Below are 20,955 nucleotides of genomic sequence, written 5' to 3'. Positions count from 1 at the left end.
GCCACGCTACGGCCTCAGCCGCGCCGCCCGCCTCCGCAGATACCGCTGCTCGGGCAGGCTGAGCGTCTGCGCGGCCGCCGCTTCGTAGGCGGCGCGGGCCTCGTCGTAGGACCCCGCCCGCTCCAGGAGATGTCCCCGCACCGCGTCCCGGCGGTGCCCCAAGTCCCCCTCCAGGGCGTCCAGTTCGGCGAGGCCCGCCGCCGGGCCGTGGACCATGGCGACGGCGACCGCGCGGTTGAGGCGTTCGACGGGGCCGGGGACGAGGCGGACCAGGATGTCGTAGAGGCCGAGGATCTCCCGCCAGTCGGTGGCCTGCGCGGACGGTGCCTCGTCGTGGACGGCGGCGATGGCCGCGCGCAGTTGGTAGGGCCCGGCGGGGCCGCGGGTGAGGGCCGCGGTGATCAGGGCGACGCCCTCCTCGATCGCGGCCTTGTCCCAGCGGTCGCGGTCCTGCTCGTCGAGGGACACGAGGTCGCCGTCCGGTCCGGTACGGGCCTCGCGGCGGGCGTCGGTGAGCAGCATCAGGGCGAGCAGTCCCGTCACCTCGCCGGCGTCCGGGAGCAGCCGGTGCACCGCGCGGGTCAGGCGGACGGCCTCACGGGCGAGGTCACGGCGTTGCAGGAACGGGCCCGAGGTCGCCGTGTAGCCCTCGTTGAAGATCAGGTAGAGCGTGTGCAGGACGGCCGGGAGCCGCGCCTCCCAGTTGTCGGGCCTCCCGAAGGACACCCCCCGCACCCTCTGTTTGGCGCGGCTGATCCGCTGGGCCATGGTCGCCTCGGGCACGAGGTACGCCCGGGCGATCTCGGCCGTGGTCAGACCGCCGACCGCGCGCAGGGTGAGGGCGATCTGCGCGGGCTGCGGCAGGTCGGGGTGGCAGCAGAGGAAGAGCAGGGCGAGCGTGTCGTCCTCGCGGGGCGCCCGGTCCGCCCCGGAGGCGAGGCGTTCGCCTAGCGCCACCGCCTTCTCCTCCCGGGCCCGCCGGGCGTCGTCCGCGCGCAACGCGTCCACCAGCCGCCGCGAGGCAACCCGGATCAGCCAGCCCCGCGGATTGTCCGGCACCCCGGCCACGGGCCACTGCCCGGCCGCGGCCAGCAGCGCTTCCTGTACGGCGTCCTCAGCGGCGTCGAAATGGCCGTACCGCCTGACGAGCGCGCCGAGGACCTGCGGCGCGTGCAGGCGCAGCAGGTCCTCGGTCGTGGCGGTCGTCCCGGTCGTACGGCTCATGCTCAGATGTCGCCGACGCCGTCCAGGATGGGACGGATCTCCACCGCGTAGACGGGTGCGCCCGCGGGCTGCGGGCAGCGGGTGACGCGGTCGGCGATCTCGGTGACCCGTTCCAGGCTCGGGCAGTCCAGTACCCAGTAGCCGGCCATCATCTCCTTGGTCTCGCTGTACGGCCCGTCGGTGATCACCGCCTTGCCTTCCGCGCCCAGCGTGACGTGCCGGATCCTGGCGGGCTCGGCGAGGCCCTGGGCGTCGATGAGCTCACCGGTCTCGGCGAGGTCGTCGTTGATCGCCGCCATGTGCGCGTACATCGCCTGGATCTCCGCCTCGCTCCAGGCCGGGGAGTTCCCGGAGGCCTTGCCGCGCATGGCCTCGTAGTCCTGCTGCGTGCCCTGCACCATCATCAGGTACTTCATCGGTCCGCTCCTTCGACTCCGGCCGCCTCTGCCGGGCGGCTCTCACAGGGGACGTCGGAGCCGGGCCGGGGTTCTCGACACCACGTTCAGGACTGTTTCCCGGCGGTTTTCCCGGGCGGGCCCTTCTCGCGCTCGGCGCCCGGCTCGGCGTACGCCGCGCACTCCGGGTTGCGACAGGGTCCGGCCACCCAGACCGGGACCCACGCTCCGAGCGTCTTGTGACGCTTGACGACCGTTTCGACGGGCTGTCCGCAGACGGGACAGGCGGGATCTTCGCTGTCCATGCCTTCAGGGTAGGGCGGCCGGGGCGTCAGCGCTTCCTGCTGTACGTGCGCACGAGGACGCCGTTCTTGAAGAGGCGGACCTCGTCGAGGGCGAACTCGGCGACCGAGAAGCCGGCGGCGAACATCGGCATGCCGGTGCCGAGAGCGACCGGGTAGGTCTTGATGACGAGTTCGTCGATCTCGTCGCGCAGTTGACCGGCCAGCTGTGCGCCGCCACACAGGTAGATCCCCAACTCGCCGTCCTCGGCCTTGAGTTCGCGGACCTTTCCGAGCAGGTCGGCGGCGACGATCTCGACCTGCGGGTCGGGGGACTCGGTGAGGGTGCGGGAGGCGACGTACTGGCGCAGATGGCCGTACGGGCTGGTGAAGCCCTCCTTCAGGCCGACGTCGTAGCTGCCGCGGCCCTGGATGACGGTGTCGAAGCGCCGGGGCGGCAGGTCGTGGACGCCCAGGGCCCGGCGGCCGTGGGACGCCATGGTCTCCGGGTACTCGGCGGTGAGGAACCCGATGAACTCCTCGTCCACGTACGGGTACATGAACGACGCGTCGCCGCTCTCGTCCCCGATGAAGCCGTCGATCGAGCAGGCGACGAAGTACGTGAGCTTTCGCAAGCGGGTCTCTTTTCGTAGGCTGCGTTCTGCTTTCCGAACCACGTCAGTTGTAGTACTTCACTTGTAGTGGTTGCAAGGGTTTTCCGGGAGTGGCCGGAAGTGGGAGAGGGGATTCCATATGGCCGTCAATCCGCAGCGGCGGGCGGCGCTGGTCGACGCCGGGGTCGAGGTGCTCGCGCGGGAGGGGGCGCGGGGGCTGACGTTCCGCGCGGTGGACGCCGAGGCCGGGGTGCCGGTGGGGACCGCCTCCAACTACTTCACCGGGCGCGACGACCTGCTGCGGCAGATCGACGCCCGGCTGCATGCGCGGCTGGCGCCCGACCCCGAGAAGCTCGCCGGGCTGCTGGCGAGACCGAAGGACCGGGCGCTGGTCACGGCGTTCATGCACGACCTGATCGCCCGCGCGACCGCAGACCGCACCGGCTATCTCGCCCTGCTGGAGATGCGCCTGGAGGCCACCCGCCGCCCCGAGCTCCGGGAGTCGTACACCAAGTCGGTGCGCGGCGACCTGGAGCAGGGCATGGAGTTCCACCGGGACGCCGGGCTGCCCGGCGGTGACGAGACGGTCGTCGTGCTGTATCTCGCCATGCTCGGGCTGATCCTGGAGCACCTGACGCTGCCGGGGGTGCTGGACGGGGTGCTGCCGGGGGTGGGGGTGCCGGAGGGGCTGGTGGAGCGGGTCGTGGCGATGGTGGTGCCGGAGGGGTAGGCGCGGGGGCAGCGGTAAGGGTGGGTCAGGGGCGTGGCTCGCGCCACATCGGCCACATCTGCGGGCCGTCGGGGAGGTCGAGCGGGCGGTCCAGGAGGGTGAAGCCGAGGCGTTCGTAGAGGATCCGGCTGCGGGCGCTGCTGGCCTCCAGATAGGCGGGCAGCCCCTCGCGGTCGCAGCGGTCGAGGACCGAGCCGATGAGGGCGGTGCCGAGGCCCTCGCCCTGGTGGTCGGGGCTGACGCCGATCATCCAGAGGTACTCGTGGGCGCGGCCGGCCGGGTGGACGCCCTCCGTGAGCCGGGCGACCAGTTCGATCCGCTCGTTGGCGGGGTCGATGCTCGCGCGCATCTGGGCCGGGCCGTCGTCACCCTCGCCGTCCCCGTCACCCCCGTCCTCGCCGTGCTCCTCGGCCGGCGTCGGCAGCCACAGTGCGCAGGCCGTGCCGTCCTCGGTGAGGTCGATGCGGCCGTCGGCCAGCACGATGTCGGTGAAGGCGGCCATGAGCTTGTGGTGGGTGGTTCGGCGGTATTCGTCCTCCGGGAAGATCCAACGGCTGACGGGGTCGTCCTGGAAGGCCGTGTCCAGCAGCCGTACGACCAGATCGCGGTCGCTCTCGTCCGCCGTCCGTATCGCCACACCCATGGTCCGCCCCTTGTCTGCAACTGGCCGTGATCGTCCGGCTGTTGACTCTATAGGGGGCGGTGCGACGGGGTGCCGAAGGGGCAGTGCGCCGGGGGCCATGGGGCGAAGGGGCGGGGCCCGCACGCCGTGGGGAGGTGCGGGACCCGCCCGACCGGAGCTCCCGGGGTCGCGCGGGGTCAGGAGCCGCGCGGACCGGGGGTTCCGGGGACTGGGTCTGAGTCTGCTGGGGCAGGGGTCACCGCCAGCGGCCGATCTCGACGTTCTCCAGGACGCCGAGCGCGTCCGGCACGAGGACCGCCGCGGAGTAGTAGGCGGTCACGAGGTACTTGATGATCGCCTGTTCGTTGATGCCCATGAACCTGACGGACAGGCTCGGCTCGATCTCGTCCGGGATGCCGGTCTGCTGGAGCCCGATGACACCCTGCTCGGCCTCACCGGTACGCATGGCGATGATCGAGGTCGTACGGGCCTCGGTGACCGGGATCTTGTTGCACGGGTAGATCGGCACCCCGCGCCAGGTCGGGATGCGGTTGCCGGCCACGTCGATGGTCTCGGGGACGAGCCCGCGCTTGTTGAACTCACGCCCGATCGCGGAGATCGCGCGCGGATGGGCGAGCAGCAGCTTGGTGCCGCGCCGGCGGCTGAGCAGTTCGTCCAGGTCGTCGGGGCTGGGCACCCCGTCGTGCGGCTGGAGCCGCTGGTCGTACTCGCAGTTGTGGAGCAGTCCGAACTCGCGGTTGTTGACGAGCTCGTGCTCCTGGCGCTCCTTCAGCGCCTCGACGGTCAGCCGGAGCTGGTGCTCGGTCTGGTTCATCGGCTGGTTGTAGAGGTCGGCGACGCGGGAGTGGATGCGCAGGACGGTCTGGGCGACGCTCAGTTCGTACTCGCGCGGCCGGGCCTCGTAGTCGACGAAGGTGTGCGGGATGTCGGGCTCGCCGCTGTGGCCCGCCGCGAGCGCGATCTCCTTCTCGCCGTACTTGTTGGTGCTCTGCTCGGGGATCGAGCGCTGCGCCTCAAGGTGGTCGCGCAGGGTGTCGGTGCGCTCGGCGACCTGCTCGACGTCGTTCCTCGGGAGGACGAGGACCGTGCAAGCGGTGACCGCGCGGGCGGTGAACTCCCAGATGGCGTCGGGGTCGAGCAGCGCCTGGTCGCCGAAGTAGGCGCCGTCGGCGAGGACTCCGAGCACGGCGTCGTCGCCGTACGGGCCCGTGCCGATCTTCTCCACCTTGCCGTGCGCCAGCAGATAGACCTCGTCGGCCTGGCTGCCGAAGGAGGTGATCACGTCACCGGGCGCGAACTCGCGCTGCTGGCAGCGGCGGGCCAGCTCGGTGAGCACCTCCTCGTCCTCGTAGGACCTGAGCGCCGGCAGTTCGCCCAGCTCCGCCGGGATGACCTCGACGCGGTCCCCCGTCTTGACGAAGGTGACCCGGCCGTCCCCCACGGCGTAGGTCAGTCGGCGGTTGACGCGGTACGTACCACCCTGGACGTTCACCCACGGCAGTGTGCGCAGCAGCCAGCGCGAGCTGATCTCCTGCATCTGGGGTGCGGACTTGGTCGTGGTGGCCAGGTTCCGCGCGGCTGCCGTGCCGAGACTCTGCTGCGGACGGCCCTGCTCCGAACGGACCTCTTCGCCTACCGACATATGTGAAACGCCCTCCCGAGACATGCCCGGGCGCCGGTCTGCGCCGGGGCATCTGTACGCGCAAGCCTTCCTCACGGACCGTGCTCGTGCTATTACCCGAAAGAGCGGGAATGGATCTTTCGATTGCTGGGCATGGATCGCGCCCTCGTACACGCGTGCCTCCCGGCCACCCGTCCGCCCTTTGTCCGAAACGGCTCGCACGCCGTACGAACGAGTAGTCCGGGGGGTCGGCTTTCGGTACAAGCACGGTTACGAGGCGGCCGCGAGAGGCGGCCGTCGGCGCGCACGCGAAGGAGGCGGCATGGCCCCACCCATGTCCGCGGCGGCTTTCCTGGACGCCCTGAAGGACGAGGGCGTCACGGTCGTCGAGGTCGGCGACTGGAGACACCACAACCGCAATCACAAGGGTCCCTGGGGCCCGGTGCACGGCGTGATGATCCACCACACGGTCACCAAGGGCAGCGCGCGCACGGTCGAACTCTGCCGGGACGGCTACGAGGACCTGCCGGGCCCGCTCTGCCACGGTGTCATCACCAAGGACGGCCGCGTCCACCTGGTCGGTTACGGCCGCGCCAACCACGCGGGCCTCGGCGACGACGACGTCCTGCGGGCGGTGATCGCCGAGAAGGCCCTCCCGCACGACAACGAGGCGAACACCGACGGCAACCGCCACTTCTACGGCTTCGAGTGCGAGAACCTCGGCGACGGTCACGACCCGTGGCCGGAGGCCCAGCTGGCGGCGATCGAGCGCGTGGCCGCCGCGATCTGCCGCCGTCACGGCTGGACGGAACGGTCGGTGATCGGCCACCTGGAGTGGCAGCCGGGCAAGGTGGACCCGCGCGGCTTCACCATGGCGTCGATGCGGGAGCGCGTCCGGGACCGCCTCAAGTGACCATGCGCGTCCGGGACCGCCCCACGTGACCATGCGCGTCCGAGTCCGCCTCACGTGACAATGGGGGCGTGACCAGCCTCGACCCAGCCTCCCTGCGCCCCCGACTCCCGTCGCCGTTGCAGGAGGTCGAGGACGACCGCTGGGCCCGCCGCGGCGTCCACCTGTTCCTCAAGCGCGACGACCTGATCCACCCCGACCTGGTCGGCAACAAGTGGCGCAAACTGGCCCCGAACCTCGCCGCCGCGGCCGGCCGCCCGATCCTCACCTTCGGCGGCGCCTACTCCAACCACCTCCGCGCCACGGCCGCCGCCGGGCGCCTGCTGAGTCTCCCGACGGTGGGGGTGGTGCGCGGCGAGGAACTCGCGGACCGCCCCCTGAACCCGTCCCTGGCCCGCTGTGTGGCCGACGGCATGCGCCTGCACTTCGTGGACAGGCCGACGTACCGCCGCAAGGCCGAGCCGCCGGTGCTCGGCGCGATCCTGCGGGCGGCGGGAGCGCAGGACGCGTACGTCGTACCGGAGGGCGGCAGCAACGCCCTCGCGGTACGAGGCTGCCGCGCGCTCGGCGAGGAGCTGCGGGGCCGGGCGGACGTGGTCGCGACGGCGTGCGGCACCGGGGGCACCTTCGCGGGGCTGGCGGCGGGACTGGGGCCGGAGCAGCGGGCGTTGGGGATACCCGTGCTCAAAGGAGGCTTCCTGAACGCCGAGATAGAGGCCCTCCAGGAGGCGGCCTTCGGCGCACGGCAGGGCGACTGGTGGCTCGACGACCGCTTCCATTTCGGGGGTTACGCCCGGACGACACCCGAACTCGACACCTTCGCCGAGGACTTCGAGAAGCGGCACGGGGTGGCCGTCGAACGTCTCTATGTCGCCAAGTTGCTCTACGGACTTGTCACCCTGGTCGGGGAAGGGGCCTTCCCGGCCGGCACCAGGGTGGCCGCGGTGATCACCGGGGCCCCGTTCCCGGGATGACCGCGGAAGTCCTCACTCCGCCTCCCGGTAGGCCGCCGCCTCCTCCAGGTCCAGCCGTCGCAGCAGCGTCCGCAGCATCTCGTCGTCGATGTAGCGGCCGTCCCTGAGCTTGACGAAGACCGTGCGTTCGGCGCTGATCATCTCCCGGGACAGCCTGCGGTAGGTGTCGTCGACGGTTTCGCCGGTCACCGGATTGACCGCGCCGAGGCGTTCCCAGACGGCGTTGCGGCGGCGTTCCAGGACGGTGCGGAGACGGTCGGCGAGCGGGGGCGGGAGGGAGTTGCGTTCGTCGGACAGGAGCTCGTCCAGGCGGCGTTCGGCGGCCCGGGAGGCCTGCGCCTGGGCGTTGGCCTCGGCGAGGGTCTCGGCCTGGGCGTCCCGGCCGGGGAGCTTGAGGAAGCGGATGAGCGGGGGCAGGGTGACGCCCTGGACGACGAGCGTGCCGATGACGGTCGTGAAGGTGAGGAACAGGATCAGGTTGCGGCCGGGAAAGGGCTCGCCGCCGTCCAGGTGCTCGGGGATGGAGAAGGCGATGGCAAGCGAGACCACCCCGCGCATGCCGGCCCAGGCGATCACGAACGGGGCCTTCCAGGTGGGGTTCTCCTCGCGTTCCCTGATCCGCGCGGACAGTACGCGCGGGAGGAACGTCGCCGGATACACCCAGATGAACCGGGAGGCGACCACCACGAGGAAGACGGCGAGCGCGTACCAGGCGGCGTCGACCCCCTCGTACTCCCCAAGGTCCTTGAGGACGACCGGCAGCTGGAGTCCGATCAGCGCGAACACCGACGATTCGAGGACGAAGGCAACCATTTTCCACACGGCGTCCTCCTGGAGGCGCGTCGCGAAGTCGACCTCCCACGCGCGGTGTCCGAGGAAGAGCGCCACCACGACGACCGCGAGCACACCGGAGGCGTGGAACTGCTCGGCGGCCGCGTACGCGACGAAGGGGATCAGGAGGGAGAGGGTGTTCTGGAGGAGGGGCTCCTTGAGGTGGGTGCGCAGCCAGTGGATCGGCACCATGAGGACCAGGCCGACCGTCACCCCGCCGATCGCCGCGAGCAGGAACTCGCCGATGCCGCCCGCCCAGGACGCGCCCTCGCCGACCGCCGCCGCGAGGGCGACCCGGTAGGCGGTGATCGCGGTCGCGTCGTTCACCAGGGACTCGCCCTGCAGGATCGTGGTGATCCGGGAGGGCAGACCGACCCGGCGGGCCACCGCCGTCGCCGCGACCGCGTCCGGCGGCGCCACCACCGCGCCCAGCACCAGCGCCCCGGTCAGCGACAGGCCCGGCACGATCCGGTAGGCGGCCCAGCCGACCACGAGGGTCGCGAAGAGCACGTACCCGACGGACAGCAACGCCACCGGCCGCACCTGTGCCCGCAGGTCGAGGTACGAGCTGTCGGTGGCCGCCGTGTGCAGCAGCGGCGGCAGGACCAGGGGCAGCACGACCTCCGGGTCGAGCGTGTACTCGGGGACCCCTGGGACGTACGAGAACACCAGCCCGGCGGCGACCAGCAGCAGCGGTGCCGGCACCGGGGTGCGCCGGGCCGCCGCGGCGATCGCCGCACTGCCCGCCACCAGCAACAGCAGTGGCATCACGTCCATGGCCCTCGCCCGCCCTCGTCCATCGTCGTCCCGCCCCGCCGTCGATTTTCCGCGCGGCCGTCCGCACACCCGTCGTAACCTGGCAATCATGAAACAGTGCACGCACGCCGACGCGCTGCCGCACCCGGAACCCGCGCCGCTCGACGACACCTGTCCCGAGTGCCTGCGCGACGGTACCCACCCGGTGCAACTGCGGCTCTGCCTCACCTGCGGTCATGTCGGCTGCTGCGACTCGTCGCCCGGCAGACACGCCACCACGCACTACAAGGAGTCCGGGCACCCGATCATGCGCACATTCGAGCCGGGCGAGGACTGGCGCTGGTGCTTCGAGGACCACGTCCTGGTGTGACCGCGCCCGGACCGCCGACCAGGGCCGCAGCAGACTCCGTTTCCGGACGGTTCGACGGTCTGACGTCTGGGTACGTCAACCCGGCGCGCGTTCTTCTCAATTGGAGCCGCAGACCTCTAGACACGGAGCGTGTCCACAGTTTTACTGTGAGTAACGGCAAGGGGTCGGGGTCCCGGGGACAGGAAAGTCAAGAGCGCGATAGCGTCACCGCTGAACCACACTTCGCGTTACCCCGGGGGGCGACCCTCGGCCCCGAAATGCTTGTACCACCTTGGAGGTGAGGGTGTCCCAGATCGCAGGCGAGCCCGCGACCCAGGACTTCGTGGAAGTCCGGCTGCCGGCTGCGGGTGCCTACCTGTCGGTGCTGCGTACGGCGACTGCCGGTCTCGCGGCCCGTTTGGACTTCACCCTCGACGAGATCGAGGACCTGCGCATCGCGGTGGACGAGGCCTGCGCGATCCTGCTCCAGCAGGCCGTGCCCGGCTCGGTGCTCAGTTGCGTCTTCCGCCTCGTCGACGACTCACTCGAGGTCACCGTCTCGGCGCCGACCACGGACGGTCATGCCCCTTCGCGGGACACCTTCGCCTGGACCGTCCTGTCCGCGCTCGCGGGCAAGGTCTCCTCCGCCGTGGACGAGGACAAAACCGTTTCGATCAGCCTCTACAAACAGCGCGGCGCGGGACCCGGGCCGGCGTGAGGACAGGGGACGGGCCGGTGCGTGACGAAGAGCGCGGCACACGGGAGCTGCCGGCCGAGGGCACAGGCGGGTCCCGACACTCGGGGGATTCCATCGACGGCGCTGTCGATGCGGCCGGTGTCGCCGGCATCCCCGAACAGGCCCGGCCGCATCCGGAGGACGACTCCCCGGTGGCCGGCTTCCTGGACGACGGGCAGCGGGACGAGGAAGGTGCCGTGCGGAGCACGTCTCCGGACGGACGGATCGGGGTGTCCCCTGTCCGAGCGGAGACGAGGGCTCGGGGAAGGGCGACGGGCAGGACGATGAGCGAGCACGAGCGAGACGATCAGCAGGGTGAGCAGAGCGGCCAGAGCGGACACGCCGCGCAGCACGACCCTCAGGACCGCAGCGGAGCGCGCGCGATGTTCATCGAGCTGCGCAAGCTGAAGGACGGCAGCCCGGAGTACGCGGACCTGCGCAACAAGCTGGTCCGTATGCACCTGCCGCTGGTCGAGCACCTCGCGCGCCGCTTCCGCAACCGCGGCGAGCCGCTGGACGACCTCACGCAGGTCGCCACCATCGGCCTGATCAAGTCGGTCGACCGCTTCGACCCGGAGCGCGGCGTCGAGTTCTCGACGTACGCGACCCCGACGGTCGTCGGCGAGATCAAGCGGCACTTCCGCGACAAGGGCTGGGCGGTCCGCGTCCCGCGCCGGCTGCAGGAGCTGCGGCTGGCCCTGACGACGGCCACCGCCGAGCTCTCCCAGCAGCACGGCCGCTCCCCGACCGTGCACGAGCTGGCTGAGAAGCTGGCCATCTCGGAGGAGGAGGTCCTGGAGGGCCTGGAGTCCGCCAACGCGTACTCCACGCTGTCCCTGGACGTCCCCGACACCGACGACGAGTCCCCGGCGGTCGCCGACACCCTCGGCGCCGAGGACGAGGCGCTGGAGGGCGTCGAGTACCGGGAATCGTTGAAGCCGCTGCTCGAAGACCTCCCGCCGCGCGAGAAGCGCATCCTGCTGCTGAGGTTCTTCGGCAACATGACCCAGTCGCAGATCGCGCAGGAGGTCGGCATCTCCCAGATGCACGTCTCCCGCCTGCTGGCCCGCACGCTGGCCCAGCTGCGGGAGAAGCTCCTCGTGGAGGAGTGACGGTTCGCTCGGCGGGCGGTCCTGCTTCGGGCTTACGGAGATGACGGCGCCGTACGGCCGCCTACCGCGTACGACCGCCCTACCGCTCCCCGTCGTCCTGCGCGCGGCCCGGCCCCTTGATCCCGAGGGCCTGGGTCGTCGCCGGGTTGACCAGGAGGACCAGCGCGGCCACCGCGACGACCGCGAGCGCGATGCCCGCCGGGATCGCCACGCTGTCCGCCTGGAGCAGGTTGTAGGCCACGGGCAGCGCCAGGATCTGCGTGATGACGGCGGGCCCCCGGCTCCAGCCGCGCCGCAAGAGCAGCCCGCGCGCGGCGAGCAGCGGCAGCAGGGCGAGGACCACGAGCGTGATGCCGCCGGTGACGGCGGTCTGCCGGTCGTCCGGGTCGCCCGCGAGTCCCTCGACGAGCATCCACACTCCGCCGACGACGAGGGCGAGCCCCTCCAGCGCGGCCAGGGCGGCGGCGTAGGTCAGGCGCCGCGGGCGCGGGCCGGCGGTTTCCTCGGGGGCTGGCGTCTGCTCACTGGTCACTCCTGAAGGGTATCCGTCGCCCCTTCGGCTCCCTGGGCCAGGCGGGGGCAACGCACGGCCGCTCGCAAGGGTTGCCCGGCCCGCCCGTGGCAAGATTCACGCGCCGAAGTCTTACGTGATCCCTACCTCGGCCTGTGCCCGGTACCACCCAGTAGGTACGCTGCAACTCATGCGTGCACTTCTCGTGGTCAATCCGGCGGCAACCACCACAAGCGCACGTACGCGCGATGTCCTGATCCACGCGCTCGCGAGCGAGATGAAACTCGAGGCGGTCACCACCGAGTACCGCGGCCACGCCCGCGACCTCGGACGGCAGGCGGCGGAGAGCGAGGACATCGACCTGGTCGTGGCCCTGGGCGGCGACGGCACGGTCAACGAGGTCGTGAACGGCCTGCTGCACGCCGGCCCGGACCCCGAGCACCTCCCCGGCCTCGCCGTGGTCCCCGGCGGTTCCACCAACGTCTTCGCCCGCGCGCTCGGCCTGCCCAACGACGCCGTGGAGGCGACCGGCGCCCTGCTGGACGCCCTGCGCGAGGGCAGCGAGCGCATGGTCGGACTCGGACTGACCTCCGGCACACCCGGCACCGAGGACGAGGCCGTCCCGGGCCGCTGGTTCACCTTCAACGCGGGCCTGGGCTTCGACGCCGGCGTCGTCGGCCGGGTCGAGCAGCAGCGCGAGCGCGGCAGAAAGTCGACGCACGCGCTCTACGTCCGCCAGGCCCTGCGCCAGTTCTTCGGCGAGGCCCATCGCCGGCACGGGACCATCACGCTGGAGCGCCCGGACGCGGAGCCGGTGACCGATCTGGTCCTCTCCATAGTCTCGAACACGTCTCCGTGGACGTTCCTGGGCAATCACCCGATGTACGCATCGCCTAAGGCGTCGTTCGATAAGGGACTCGACGTACTCGGCCTCAGCCGTATGACGACGGCGTCGATTGCCCGGTATGGCACTCAGTTGCTCACTTCGTCCCCCGAGCGTGGACCCCATGGCAAGCATGCGGTGTCCCTGCACGACCTGGACCAGTTCACCTTGCATTCGAAGGTGCCTCTCCCCCTTCAGATGGACGGCGACCACCTCGGGCTGCGTACGAGCGTGACGTTCACAGGCGTACGCCGTGCACTGCGTGTGATTGTGTGAGCAGAAAGGGCTGAAGTCCTTTCACTCGAACGTTTAGGCCAGCATCCACCCCATGGAAGTACGGCTGTGACCTAGTCGACACCGAGGAATCAAAAAAAACTTTCCGGAAGGGGTTGTATCCGCCGCTGAGGTTTGCGAGTCTCTACGTGGCGATCGGGACAGCCCGCAACACCGGCTCCACAGATCACCGGAACCCCTCTTCAACTCACAGGACCTCGCCAGGGAAACCTGACGGTCGGCCCTTCACTTGTTGAGGGATTCGTGAAAGCGTTCACATTCACAAGCAACCTGCACGTAATACCAAGGAGAGGTAGCAGCCATGGACTGGCGTCACAACGCCGTTTGCCGCGAGGAAGACCCCGAGCTCTTCTTCCCCATCGGCAACACCGGTCCTGCGCTGCTGCAGATCGAGGAAGCCAAGGCCGTCTGCCGTCGCTGCCCCGTTATGGATCAGTGTCTGCAGTGGGCGCTCGAGTCCGGTCAGGACTCCGGCGTCTGGGGTGGTCTCAGCGAGGACGAGCGTCGTGCGATGAAGCGCCGCGCCGCCCGCAACCGGGCCCGTCAGGCTTCTGCCTGACACACCCACCCCGCCTGAGCTTGGCGGCGCGTACAGCGAGTACGCATCTCCCGCCCCCGAGCCGCAGCGCGCAGTACCCCCGGTGCGCAGCACAAGCTGGCAACGAGCATTCGAGCCCCGGACCACTTCTGGTCCGGGGCTTCTTGCTGTGCTCGATTTCTGAACAGGGGGCGCTTGAGACTTACTTGGCGGCGTGCGTCTTATTCTGCGGCGTGGGTCTTGCTTGACGGCGTGCGTCTTACTTGTTGGCGCGCACCGGGACGTCGAGGATGACGCGGGTGCCGCCCTCCGGAGCCGGGACCATGTCGAACGTGCCGCCCAACTCCCCCTCCACCAGCGTCCGTACGATCTGCAGGCCGAGGTTGCCCGCGGTGTGCGGGTCGAAGCCCTCGGGCAGGCCGACCCCGTCGTCCTGGACCGTGACGAGCAGGCGGGCCTCCTTCGTCGTACCGCCGCGGACCGCCGAGACCTCGACCGTGCCGGTGTCCCCTTCGCGGAAGCCATGCTCCAGGGCGTTCTGCAGAATCTCGGTGAGCACCATCGACAGCGGGGTGGCGACCTCGGCGTCGAGGATGCCGAAGCGTCCGGTGCGCCGGCCGGTCACCTTGCCCGGCGAGATCTCGGCGACCATCGCGAGGACCCGGTCGGCGATCTCGTCGAACTCCACGCGCTCGTCCAGGTTCTGGGACAGCGTCTCGTGCACGATCGCGATCGACCCGACCCGGCGCACCGCCTCTTCGAGCGCCTCGCGGCCGCGGTCGGAGTCGATGCGGCGGGCCTGGAGGCGCAGGAGGGCGGCGACCGTCTGGAGGTTGTTCTTCACCCGGTGGTGGATCTCCCGGATGGTGGCGTCCTTGGTGATCAACTCGCGCTCGCGGCGCCGCAGTTCGGTGACGTCCCGGAGCAGGACCAGGGAACCGATGCGGGTGCCCTTGGGCTTGAGCGGGATGGCCCTGAACTGGATGACCCCGTCGCCGGACTCGATCTCGAACTCGCGCGGCGCCCAGCCGCTGGCGACCTTGGCGAGCGCCTCGTCCACCGGGCCGCGGGTCGGGGCGAGTTCGGCGGTGGTCTTGCCGAGGTGGTGGCCGACGAGGTCGGAGGCGAGACCGAGGCGGTGGTACGCGGACAGCGCGTTCGGCGAGGCGTACTGGACGATGCCGTCCGCGTCGAGACGGATCAGGCCGTCGCCGACGCGCGGGGCGGCGTCCATGTCCATCTGCTGGTTCGCGAACGGGAAGGCGCCGGCCGCGATCATCTGGGCGAGGTCCGAGGCGCTCTGGAGGTAGGTCAGTTCGAGGCGGCTCGGGGTGCGCACGGTGAGCAGGTTGGTGTTGCGCGCGATGACGCCGAGGACGCGGCCGTCCCGTCGTACGGGGATCGACTCGACCCGCACCGGGACCTCCTCGCGCCACTCCGGGTCGCCCTCGCGCACGATCCGGCCCTCGTCGAGGGCGGCGTCGAGGAGGGGGCGACGGCCGCGCGGGACGAGGTGGCCGACCATGTCGTCCTGGTAGGAGGTGGGGCCGGTGTTGGGCCGCATCTGGGCCACCGAGACATAGCGGGCGCCGTCGCGCGTGGGGACCCACAGGACGAGGTCGGCGAAGGAGAGGTCGGAGAGCAGCTGCCACTCCGAGACCAGCAGATGGAGCCACTCGAGGTCGGAGTCGTCGAGGGCGGTGTGCTGGCGGACCAGTTCGTTCATGGAGGGCACGGGTGCGAGCGTACCTGGCGGTACGGACAAGGCCGGAAATCAGCCGACCTGGCCCCGGGCCCGGACAGGGCGCAGGCCCCGAAAAACACCCGCGGGCCGCGGCGCCTGAGAGGGACCCTCAACCCTCTCGGCACCGCAGCCCGGAGCAATATCGGCCACGGGGTGTGCGGTCCCGGACGGCCGAAGGATGAGGATCCGGGGCAGTCAGGGCAGAGAGCACCGGTTCCTCGGTCCGCCTTCCTGTGCGGGGAGGGCGGAAGTCTGCGTGTTCTGTTGTCAACTCTCCTTACGCATTGTGGACTAGACCACTCGGTGTGTCCATGCGTTGGAGGCTGTTTGTTGTTGTCAGTTCTCCGAGGGTCCCGCGAACTCCTCGACCCGTACTGGAGAACTAATGGGACGCCCTAGCATCCACCACGCAGCCTAACCCGTGTGGGTTCATGTGCGGGGCCAGATGGCCATGGCAATTTCCGCGAGCGCCTCCAGCTCCTCCCGGCTCGCCCCATCCCGCGCCTGTTGCGACATGCCCTGGATCATCGCCCCCGCGTGCCGGGCGAGCGCCGCGGCGTCGGTGTCCGCCGGCAGCTCCCCCGCGGCGATGTCCGCCTTGATACGGCTCTCGAAGGCGGCGATGTTGGCGTTGCGCCGGTCACGCAGGGACTCCTCCACCTCTGCGCTGCTGCAGTTGGTGGCCGCGTGGATGACGAGGCAGCCGTGCGGGCGGCCCGGGGCGGTGTACTCGTGGGCCGCCTCCCGCAGCATCCGCTCGACGGCGGCCCGGGCGGTGGGTTCCTCGGCGAGCGCACGCTCGCCGAAGGAGCCGTAGCGCCTGCCGTACTCGAGGACGACCTCCTCGAACAGGGCCCGCTTGTCACCGAACGCGGCGTACAGGCTCGGGGCGCCGATGCCCATGACCCGGGTGAGGTCGGAGACGGAGGTGGCCTCGTAGCCGTGCTCCCAGAAGGCGAGGATCGCCTTCTCCAGGGCGGTGGCACGGTCGAAGGAGCGGGGGCGGCCACGGGTCTTGGCCTGCTTGACCTGCGGATTCTTCTCCTCGGTGCGCTCCATGGAGTGAATTCTATAGGGCCTGCTAGAGAAATGGCGGCGGGCTGTTGTACGGTCTTTCTGTAGCGACCACTAGGGAAATGCGAAGGGGGCGCCGACATGGGCGTGCTTGCGGGCAGGACGGCTCTCGTGACGGGGGCGAGCAGGGGCATCGGGCGGGGGATCGCCGAGCGGCTGGGCCGGGACGGGGCGCGGGTGGCCGTGCACTACGGCAGGAGCGAGGCGGCGGCGAAGGAGACGGTCGCCGCGATCGAGGCGGCGGGCGGCTCGGCCTTCGCGATCGGGGTGGAGCTGGGGCTGCCCGGGGACGCCGAGGCGTTGTGGGAGGAGTTCGACCGCCAGGCGGACGGACTGGACATCCTGGTGAACAACGCGGGGATAGGGGTGTCCCGGCCGATCGAGGAGATAGACGAGCCGGAGTACGACCGTGTCTTCGCCGTCAATGTGAAGGCGCCGTTCTTCATCGTCCGGCACGGCCTGGCCCGCCTGCGGGACGGCGGCCGCGTCATCAACATCTCCTCGGGCCTGGCCCGCACGGCCGCCATGCCGCACAACATGGCGTACGCGATGACGAAGGGCGCGCTGGACGTCTTCTCCCGGGACCTGTCCAAGGTGCTGGGCCCCCGGAACATCACGGTGAACTCGGTGGCCCCGGGCATCATCGCGACCGACAACACGTATGAGTTCCTGCACGCGAGCGAGGAGGCGTGGGCGCAGGCGGCGGCGTACTCGGCGCTGGGAAGGGTGGGCGAGACCGCGGACGTGGCGGATGTGGTGTCGTTCCTGGCCTCGGACGCGGGCCGGTGGGTCACGGGGAGCTGGGTGGACGCGACGGGAGGATCGCTGACCTAGGCCTGGAGCAGGCTGGGGTCGAGCCCCTGTCGCCGGCGTCGCTCAACCCGCGTTCGGCGCCTCACCCTGACCTTCGTTCACCGCGTCTCCGTCACCTTCGCCAGCGCGCGGGGCGCGTCCGGGTCCTGTCCGCGGGCGATGGTGACCTCGTAGGCGAGCAGTTGCAGCGGGATGATCTCCAGGACGGGCTGGAGTTCCTCCGCGACGCCCTCGGTCGGCAGGACGAAGCCGGCCGAGGCCTGCTCGACCTGGCCGCGGGGTCCGATGACGACCAGGTCGGCGCCGCGTCCCCGGAGCCGGTCGAGGACCGGCTGGAGTGCCTCGCCGCCCTTGCCGTCGGTGACGACCGCGATGACCGGGGAGACGTTGTCGACCATGGCGAGGGGGCCGTGCAGCAGGTCGGCGCCGGAGTACGAGAGGGCGGGGATGTAGCTGGTCTCCATCAGCTTGAGGGCGGCCTCCTTGGCGGTGGGATAGCCGTAGCCGCGCGAGGTGATGACCATGCGCTCGGCGAAGCGGTAGCGGGAGGCGAGGGCGCGGATCTCCCCTTGGCGGGCGAGGAGTTGTTCGGCAAGGTCGGGCAGGGCCTTGGCGGGGGCGCCGTCGCCGCCGCGCAGTCCCTCGACGAAGAGATAGAGCGCGAGGAGGGAGGCGGTGTAGGTCTTGGTCGCGGGGAGGGCCTTCTCCGGTCCGGCCATGATGTCGAGGTGGTACTCGGAGACGCCGGCCAGTGGGGAGTCGGGGTTGTTGGTGACGGCGAGGGTGATCGCGCCGGCCTCGCGGGCGGCCCGGGTCGAGGCCACGAGGTCGGGGGAGCCACCGGACTGGCTGACGGTGATGACGAGGACGTCGGTGAGATCGGGCCGGGCGCCGTACGCGGTGGTCGTGGACATGGAGGTGAGGCCGCAGGGCAGGCCTAGGCGGATCTCCAGGAGGTACTTGGCGTAGAGCGCGGCGTTGTCGGAAGTGCCGCGGGCGGTGAGCAGGACGAAGCGGGGCCGCCGGGCGGCGATCTCCTGGGCGGTCCGCCGGATGCCGGGGGCGCCCTGCTCCAGGATGCGGCGCAGTACGGCGGGCTGCTCGGCCATCTCGCGGGCCATGATCCGGCCGGGGAGGTCGTTCCGGGGAGCCTGGGGCGGGGTCGGGGCGGTCATCGCGGGGCCTCCCGGGGCCTGAGGTACGGAGGTGCATGAGGAGTCTGCAACACGCCGGCACTGCGTCGGCAGTCCCATTTCACCCCCCGGGACGGAACGGTGCCTGTCCTCCTCGTGACGCACGGTCGGCGTTCGGCTGGTGGGGAGGCGTCCGCCCTCGTCACCGGGAGGCCCGGCCGCTCTTTCCCGCCCTCGTCACCGGGAGGCCCGGCCGCTCTTTCCCGCCCTCGTCACCGGGAGCTCCGGCAGCCTTTCCCGCCCTTGTCACCGGCGGTTCCGCCCGCCCCTTCTCCCCTGGGCCCGTTGGCCCGATTCTGTTAGATTGGTCTAAACCACATGGTCCCTCTCGGGTCCAGTCGAGCCCTCTCACAGACCGTCTCTCAGATCGGCAGGCCCAGCGTGGAAGTTGTCATCGTTCCGGACGCCAAGGCGGGTGGCGAGCTCATCGCCGAGGCCATGGCGCAGCTCCTGCGGCGCAAGCCCGACGCCCTGCTCGGGGTGGCCACCGGCTCGACGCCGCTGCCCATCTACCAGGCGCTGACGGCCAAGGTGCGGTCCGGTGCCGTGGACGCCTCGCGGGCGCGGATCGCGCAGCTCGACGAGTACGTGGGGCTGCCGGCGGAGCATCCGGAGTCGTACCGTTCGGTGCTGCGCCGTGAGGTGCTGGAGCCGCTCGGGATCGGGATGGAGGCGTTCCTCGGCCCCGACGGCACGGCCGAGGACGTTCGGGCCGCCTGCGAGGCGTACGACGCGGAGCTGGCGGCGGCCGGCGGTGTGGACCTCCAGCTGCTCGGGATCGGGACCGACGGGCACATCGGGTTCAACGAGCCGTGCTCCTCGCTGGCCTCGCGGACCCGGATCAAGACGCTGACGGAGCAGACGCGGGTCGACAACGCGCGGTTCTTCGACGGGGACATCGAGCAGGTCCCGCACCACGTGATCACGCAGGGCATCGGGACGATCCTGGAGGCCCGGCACCTGGTGCTGCTGGCCACCGGTGAGGGCAAGGCGGACGCGGTGGCGGCGACGGTGGAGGGGCCGGTCGCGGCGGTCTGCCCGGCGTCGGCTCTCCAGCTCCACCCGCATGCCACGGTCGTCGTCGACGAGGGTGCCGCGTCCAAGCTGAAGCTGGCGGACTACTTCCGGCACACGTACGTCAACAAGCCGGACTGGCAGGGTATCTGAGGCTCCGGCACACAGCGCGCGGGCGCCGGTTCCCTGGTGGGGAACCGGCGCCTGTCGTCGTCGTAGGGGCCCCTACTCCCCCGCGATGACCTCCGCCGCCGCCCGCCCGCACACCCGGGCCGCGCCGTGCGTCGCGATGTGCAGGGCGCCCCGGGGCGGGGCCTGGGGGACGCCCATCTCGACCACGATCGTGTCCGGGCGGGTGCGCAGGACCGAGTCGAGGGCCGAGCCCATCCAGGGGTGGCGGTGCTCGTCACGGACCACGGCGACGATGCGGCGGCGGCCCGCCGCGGCCAGGGCCGCCATGCCGGCGCCGTCGCCGACGAAGCTGCCGGTGTCGGTGCCGGGCAGGAGGCGGGTGAGTTCCGCGGCCACGCCCCACGGGGTCTCGTCGCCGACCGCGATGTTCGCGACCGGGGTGAAGGCGGCGACGAACGGCGCCTCGGTGAGCGGGGTGAAGCCGTCGGCGCCGGTGAAGGTCAGGGCGCGGCGGGCCGCGCGCAGGCCGACGTCCGGGTCGCCGGTGGCCGGGGCGTCGGCCGCCGAGGCAGCCGCCGTCCAGCGGGCGAGGGCGCGGACGCGTGCGGCGGCGTCCGCGAGGCGTTCCTCGGCAAGGTCGCCGGCGCGGACGGCCGAGACCAGGGCGTCGCGCAGCCGTCGTACCGTCTCGTCGTCGGCCAGGCCGCCGCCCACGCAGATCGCGTCGGCGCCGGCCGCGATGGCGAGGACGCTGCCGCGTTCGATGCCGTAGGTGGCGGCGATGGCCTGCATCTCCATGCCGTCGGTGACGATGAGGCCGTCGTAGCCGAGTTCGCCGCGCAGCAGGTCGGTCAGGACCTTGCGGGAGAGGGTCGCCGGGTGGTCGGGGTCCAGGGCCGGGACCAGGATGTGGGCGCTCATCATCGCGCGGCTGCCGGCGGCGATCGCGGCGCGGAACGGGGCGAGTTCGCGCTCCGGCAGCACCGAGGCGTCCGCGTCGATGCGGGGCAGGGCGTGGTGGGAGTCGGTCGCGGTGTCGCCGTGGCCCGGGAAGTGCTTCGTGCAGGCCGCCACGCCCGCCGACTGGAGGCCGGTGACATAGGCGGCGGTGTGCCGGGCGACCAGATCGGCGGCAGCACCGAAGGAGCGGACCCCGATCACGGGATTCGACGGGTTCGAGTTCACGTCCGCCGACGGGGCCCAGTTGAGGTTGACCCCGCAGGCGGCGAGGCGGCGGCCGAGTTCGAAGGCGACCTCGCGGGTGAGGTCCACGTCGTCGACCGCGCCCAGGGCGTGGTTGCCGGGGAAGCTGGAGCCGGTGCGCACCTCGAGGCGCGTGACGTCGCCGCCCTCCTCGTCGATCGCGACCAGGACGTCGTCGCGTTCGGCGCGCAACTGGGCGGTCAGGGCGGAGAGTTGGTCCGGCGAGGCGATGTTGCGGCCGAACAGGCCCACCGAGGCCAGGCCCTCGCCCAGGCGGCGCAGCAGCCAGTCCGGGGCGGTGGTGCCGGTGAAGCCGGGCTGGAGGACCGTGAGCGCGTCACGCGTGAGGGTGTCGGTGCCCTTGGCGAAAGTCGTCATCG

Annotated in this window: 22 protein-coding genes; 10 read left to right on the top strand and 12 right to left on the bottom strand. The window is 71.1% G+C overall.

Annotation, left to right across the window (positions count from 1 at the left end; genetic code table 11):
• Positions 1–6: 6 nt before the first annotated feature.
• The 4 genes from CRP56_RS28955 to CRP56_RS28940 form a co-directional block, all read right to left on the bottom strand.
• On the bottom strand, positions 7–1,224 hold the full coding sequence (locus CRP56_RS28955) for an RNA polymerase sigma factor (RefSeq protein ID WP_097268890.1): 1,218 nt from the start codon (positions 1,222–1,224) through the stop codon (positions 7–9).
• Between the two features lie 2 nt (positions 1,225–1,226).
• Positions 1,227–1,640, bottom strand: coding sequence for a YciI family protein (locus CRP56_RS28950; RefSeq protein WP_097268888.1), 414 nt, complete (start codon positions 1,638–1,640; stop codon positions 1,227–1,229).
• A gap of 86 nt (positions 1,641–1,726) precedes the next feature.
• Positions 1,727–1,924: a hypothetical protein gene (locus CRP56_RS28945; RefSeq protein ID WP_097268885.1), complete on the bottom strand. Its 198-nt coding sequence runs from the start codon at positions 1,922–1,924 to the stop codon at positions 1,727–1,729.
• 26 nt (positions 1,925–1,950) lie between these two features.
• Positions 1,951–2,535: a dihydrofolate reductase family protein gene (locus CRP56_RS28940; RefSeq protein WP_097268883.1), complete on the bottom strand. Its 585-nt coding sequence runs from the start codon at positions 2,533–2,535 to the stop codon at positions 1,951–1,953.
• Between the two features lie 118 nt (positions 2,536–2,653).
• On the opposite strand from CRP56_RS28940, the gene CRP56_RS28935 reads away from it, so the two are divergent.
• Positions 2,654–3,244 (top strand): TetR/AcrR family transcriptional regulator, encoded by a 591-nt coding sequence (locus CRP56_RS28935; protein WP_097268881.1) that lies wholly within the window; start codon positions 2,654–2,656, stop codon positions 3,242–3,244.
• A gap of 25 nt (positions 3,245–3,269) precedes the next feature.
• Here the strand turns inward: CRP56_RS28935 and CRP56_RS28930 are convergent, their stop codons facing one another.
• The gene (locus CRP56_RS28930) at positions 3,270–3,887 is read right to left on the bottom strand and encodes a GNAT family N-acetyltransferase (protein ID WP_097268878.1); all 618 of its coding nucleotides are present in this window, start codon (positions 3,885–3,887) and stop codon (positions 3,270–3,272) included.
• A gap of 235 nt (positions 3,888–4,122) precedes the next feature.
• Positions 4,123–5,529 (bottom strand): family 2B encapsulin nanocompartment shell protein, encoded by a 1,407-nt coding sequence (locus CRP56_RS28925; protein ID WP_097268876.1) that lies wholly within the window; start codon positions 5,527–5,529, stop codon positions 4,123–4,125.
• Between the two features lie 301 nt (positions 5,530–5,830).
• Here CRP56_RS28925 and CRP56_RS28920 point away from each other — a divergent pair, with 301 nt between their 5' ends.
• On the top strand, positions 5,831–6,421 hold the full coding sequence (locus CRP56_RS28920; RefSeq protein WP_179851150.1) for an N-acetylmuramoyl-L-alanine amidase: 591 nt from the start codon (positions 5,831–5,833) through the stop codon (positions 6,419–6,421).
• A gap of 68 nt (positions 6,422–6,489) precedes the next feature.
• A complete protein-coding gene (locus tag CRP56_RS28915; protein ID WP_097268871.1) occupies positions 6,490–7,392 on the top strand; it encodes a 1-aminocyclopropane-1-carboxylate deaminase/D-cysteine desulfhydrase in 903 nt (300 codons plus the stop codon).
• A gap of 12 nt (positions 7,393–7,404) precedes the next feature.
• Here the strand turns inward: CRP56_RS28915 and CRP56_RS28910 are convergent, their stop codons facing one another.
• A complete protein-coding gene (locus CRP56_RS28910) occupies positions 7,405–9,000 on the bottom strand; it encodes a Na+/H+ antiporter (protein ID WP_097268869.1) in 1,596 nt (531 codons plus the stop codon).
• 88 nt (positions 9,001–9,088) lie between these two features.
• Here CRP56_RS28910 and CRP56_RS28905 point away from each other — a divergent pair, with 88 nt between their 5' ends.
• The 3 genes from CRP56_RS28905 (at position 9,089) to CRP56_RS28895 (ending at position 11,176) form a co-directional block, all read left to right on the top strand.
• On the top strand, positions 9,089–9,349 hold the full coding sequence (locus CRP56_RS28905; RefSeq protein ID WP_079309610.1) for a UBP-type zinc finger domain-containing protein: 261 nt from the start codon (positions 9,089–9,091) through the stop codon (positions 9,347–9,349).
• A gap of 283 nt (positions 9,350–9,632) precedes the next feature.
• On the top strand, positions 9,633–10,046 hold the full coding sequence (locus CRP56_RS28900; RefSeq protein ID WP_004925829.1) for an anti-sigma regulatory factor: 414 nt from the start codon (positions 9,633–9,635) through the stop codon (positions 10,044–10,046).
• Between the two features lie 17 nt (positions 10,047–10,063).
• Entirely contained in the window at positions 10,064–11,176 is a 1,113-nt protein-coding gene (locus CRP56_RS28895; protein WP_373559692.1) for an RNA polymerase sigma factor SigF, read from the top strand.
• A 79-nt stretch (positions 11,177–11,255) separates the two neighbouring features.
• On the opposite strand, the gene CRP56_RS28890 is transcribed toward CRP56_RS28895, so the two are convergent.
• Positions 11,256–11,708: a hypothetical protein gene (locus CRP56_RS28890; protein WP_097268865.1), complete on the bottom strand. Its 453-nt coding sequence runs from the start codon at positions 11,706–11,708 to the stop codon at positions 11,256–11,258.
• 169 nt (positions 11,709–11,877) lie between these two features.
• Here CRP56_RS28890 and CRP56_RS28885 point away from each other — a divergent pair, with 169 nt between their 5' ends.
• Positions 11,878–12,846, top strand: coding sequence for a diacylglycerol/lipid kinase family protein (locus CRP56_RS28885; protein ID WP_097268863.1), 969 nt, complete (start codon positions 11,878–11,880; stop codon positions 12,844–12,846).
• 319 nt (positions 12,847–13,165) lie between these two features.
• Complete coding sequence (locus CRP56_RS28880; protein WP_006142322.1) at positions 13,166–13,423, top strand: WhiB family transcriptional regulator; 258 nt, start codon at positions 13,166–13,168, stop codon at positions 13,421–13,423.
• Between the two features lie 238 nt (positions 13,424–13,661).
• On the opposite strand, the gene CRP56_RS28875 is transcribed toward CRP56_RS28880, so the two are convergent.
• On the bottom strand, positions 13,662–15,128 hold the full coding sequence (locus tag CRP56_RS28875) for a sensor histidine kinase (RefSeq protein WP_059192407.1): 1,467 nt from the start codon (positions 15,126–15,128) through the stop codon (positions 13,662–13,664).
• 447 nt (positions 15,129–15,575) lie between these two features.
• Positions 15,576–16,205: a TetR/AcrR family transcriptional regulator gene (locus CRP56_RS28870; protein ID WP_097268861.1), complete on the bottom strand. Its 630-nt coding sequence runs from the start codon at positions 16,203–16,205 to the stop codon at positions 15,576–15,578.
• A 96-nt stretch (positions 16,206–16,301) separates the two neighbouring features.
• On the opposite strand from CRP56_RS28870, the gene CRP56_RS28865 reads away from it, so the two are divergent.
• Entirely contained in the window at positions 16,302–17,054 is a 753-nt protein-coding gene (locus CRP56_RS28865) for an SDR family oxidoreductase (RefSeq protein ID WP_097268859.1), read from the top strand.
• A gap of 77 nt (positions 17,055–17,131) precedes the next feature.
• Here the strand turns inward: CRP56_RS28865 and CRP56_RS28860 are convergent, their stop codons facing one another.
• The gene (locus tag CRP56_RS28860) at positions 17,132–18,208 is read right to left on the bottom strand and encodes an SIS domain-containing protein (RefSeq protein WP_097268857.1); all 1,077 of its coding nucleotides are present in this window, start codon (positions 18,206–18,208) and stop codon (positions 17,132–17,134) included.
• Positions 18,209–18,607: 399 nt separating this feature from the next.
• Here CRP56_RS28860 and nagB point away from each other — a divergent pair, with 399 nt between their 5' ends.
• A complete protein-coding gene (nagB, locus tag CRP56_RS28855; protein ID WP_097268855.1) occupies positions 18,608–19,393 on the top strand; it encodes a glucosamine-6-phosphate deaminase in 786 nt (261 codons plus the stop codon).
• Positions 19,394–19,465: 72 nt separating this feature from the next.
• Here nagB and CRP56_RS28850 read toward each other — a convergent pair whose 3' ends face one another.
• Entirely contained in the window at positions 19,466–20,953 is a 1,488-nt protein-coding gene (locus CRP56_RS28850; protein WP_097268853.1) for a glycoside hydrolase family 3 protein, read from the bottom strand.
• Positions 20,954–20,955 lie beyond the last annotated feature (2 nt).

Source organism: Streptomyces sp. TLI_55 (assembly GCF_900206255.1).
Lineage (GTDB): Bacteria > Actinomycetota > Actinomycetes > Streptomycetales > Streptomycetaceae > Streptomyces > Streptomyces aquilus.
The sequence above is the reverse complement of the archived record's forward strand: the minus strand, read 5'-3'. Positions and strand labels throughout refer to the sequence as shown.

Bases quoted from the DNA above. Each gene is read 5' to 3' on its own strand.
- CRP56_RS28930 (WP_097268878.1), bottom strand. From the start codon at position 3,887: ATGGGTGTGGCGATACGGACGGCGGACGAGAGCGACCGCGATCTGGTC.
- CRP56_RS28875 (WP_059192407.1), bottom strand. From the start codon at position 15,128: ATGAACGAACTGGTCCGCCAGCACACCGCCCTCGACGACTCCGACCTC.
- CRP56_RS28955 (WP_097268890.1), bottom strand. From the start codon at position 1,224: ATGAGCCGTACGACCGGGACGACCGCCACGACCGAGGACCTGCTGCGC.
- CRP56_RS28885 (WP_097268863.1), top strand. From the start codon at position 11,878: ATGCGTGCACTTCTCGTGGTCAATCCGGCGGCAACCACCACAAGCGCA.
- CRP56_RS28950 (WP_097268888.1), bottom strand. From the start codon at position 1,640: ATGAAGTACCTGATGATGGTGCAGGGCACGCAGCAGGACTACGAGGCC.
- CRP56_RS28865 (WP_097268859.1), top strand. From the start codon at position 16,302: ATGGGCGTGCTTGCGGGCAGGACGGCTCTCGTGACGGGGGCGAGCAGG.
- CRP56_RS28905 (WP_079309610.1), top strand. From the start codon at position 9,089: ATGAAACAGTGCACGCACGCCGACGCGCTGCCGCACCCGGAACCCGCG.
- CRP56_RS28945 (WP_097268885.1), bottom strand. From the start codon at position 1,924: ATGGACAGCGAAGATCCCGCCTGTCCCGTCTGCGGACAGCCCGTCGAA.
- CRP56_RS28850 (WP_097268853.1), bottom strand. From the start codon at position 20,953: ATGACGACTTTCGCCAAGGGCACCGACACCCTCACGCGTGACGCGCTC.
- CRP56_RS28870 (WP_097268861.1), bottom strand. From the start codon at position 16,205: ATGGAGCGCACCGAGGAGAAGAATCCGCAGGTCAAGCAGGCCAAGACC.
- CRP56_RS28935 (WP_097268881.1), top strand. From the start codon at position 2,654: ATGGCCGTCAATCCGCAGCGGCGGGCGGCGCTGGTCGACGCCGGGGTC.
- CRP56_RS28920 (WP_179851150.1), top strand. From the start codon at position 5,831: ATGGCCCCACCCATGTCCGCGGCGGCTTTCCTGGACGCCCTGAAGGAC.
- CRP56_RS28860 (WP_097268857.1), bottom strand. From the start codon at position 18,208: ATGACCGCCCCGACCCCGCCCCAGGCTCCCCGGAACGACCTCCCCGGC.
- CRP56_RS28910 (WP_097268869.1), bottom strand. From the start codon at position 9,000: ATGGACGTGATGCCACTGCTGTTGCTGGTGGCGGGCAGTGCGGCGATC.
- CRP56_RS28925 (WP_097268876.1), bottom strand. From the start codon at position 5,529: ATGTCGGTAGGCGAAGAGGTCCGTTCGGAGCAGGGCCGTCCGCAGCAG.
- CRP56_RS28880 (WP_006142322.1), top strand. From the start codon at position 13,166: ATGGACTGGCGTCACAACGCCGTTTGCCGCGAGGAAGACCCCGAGCTC.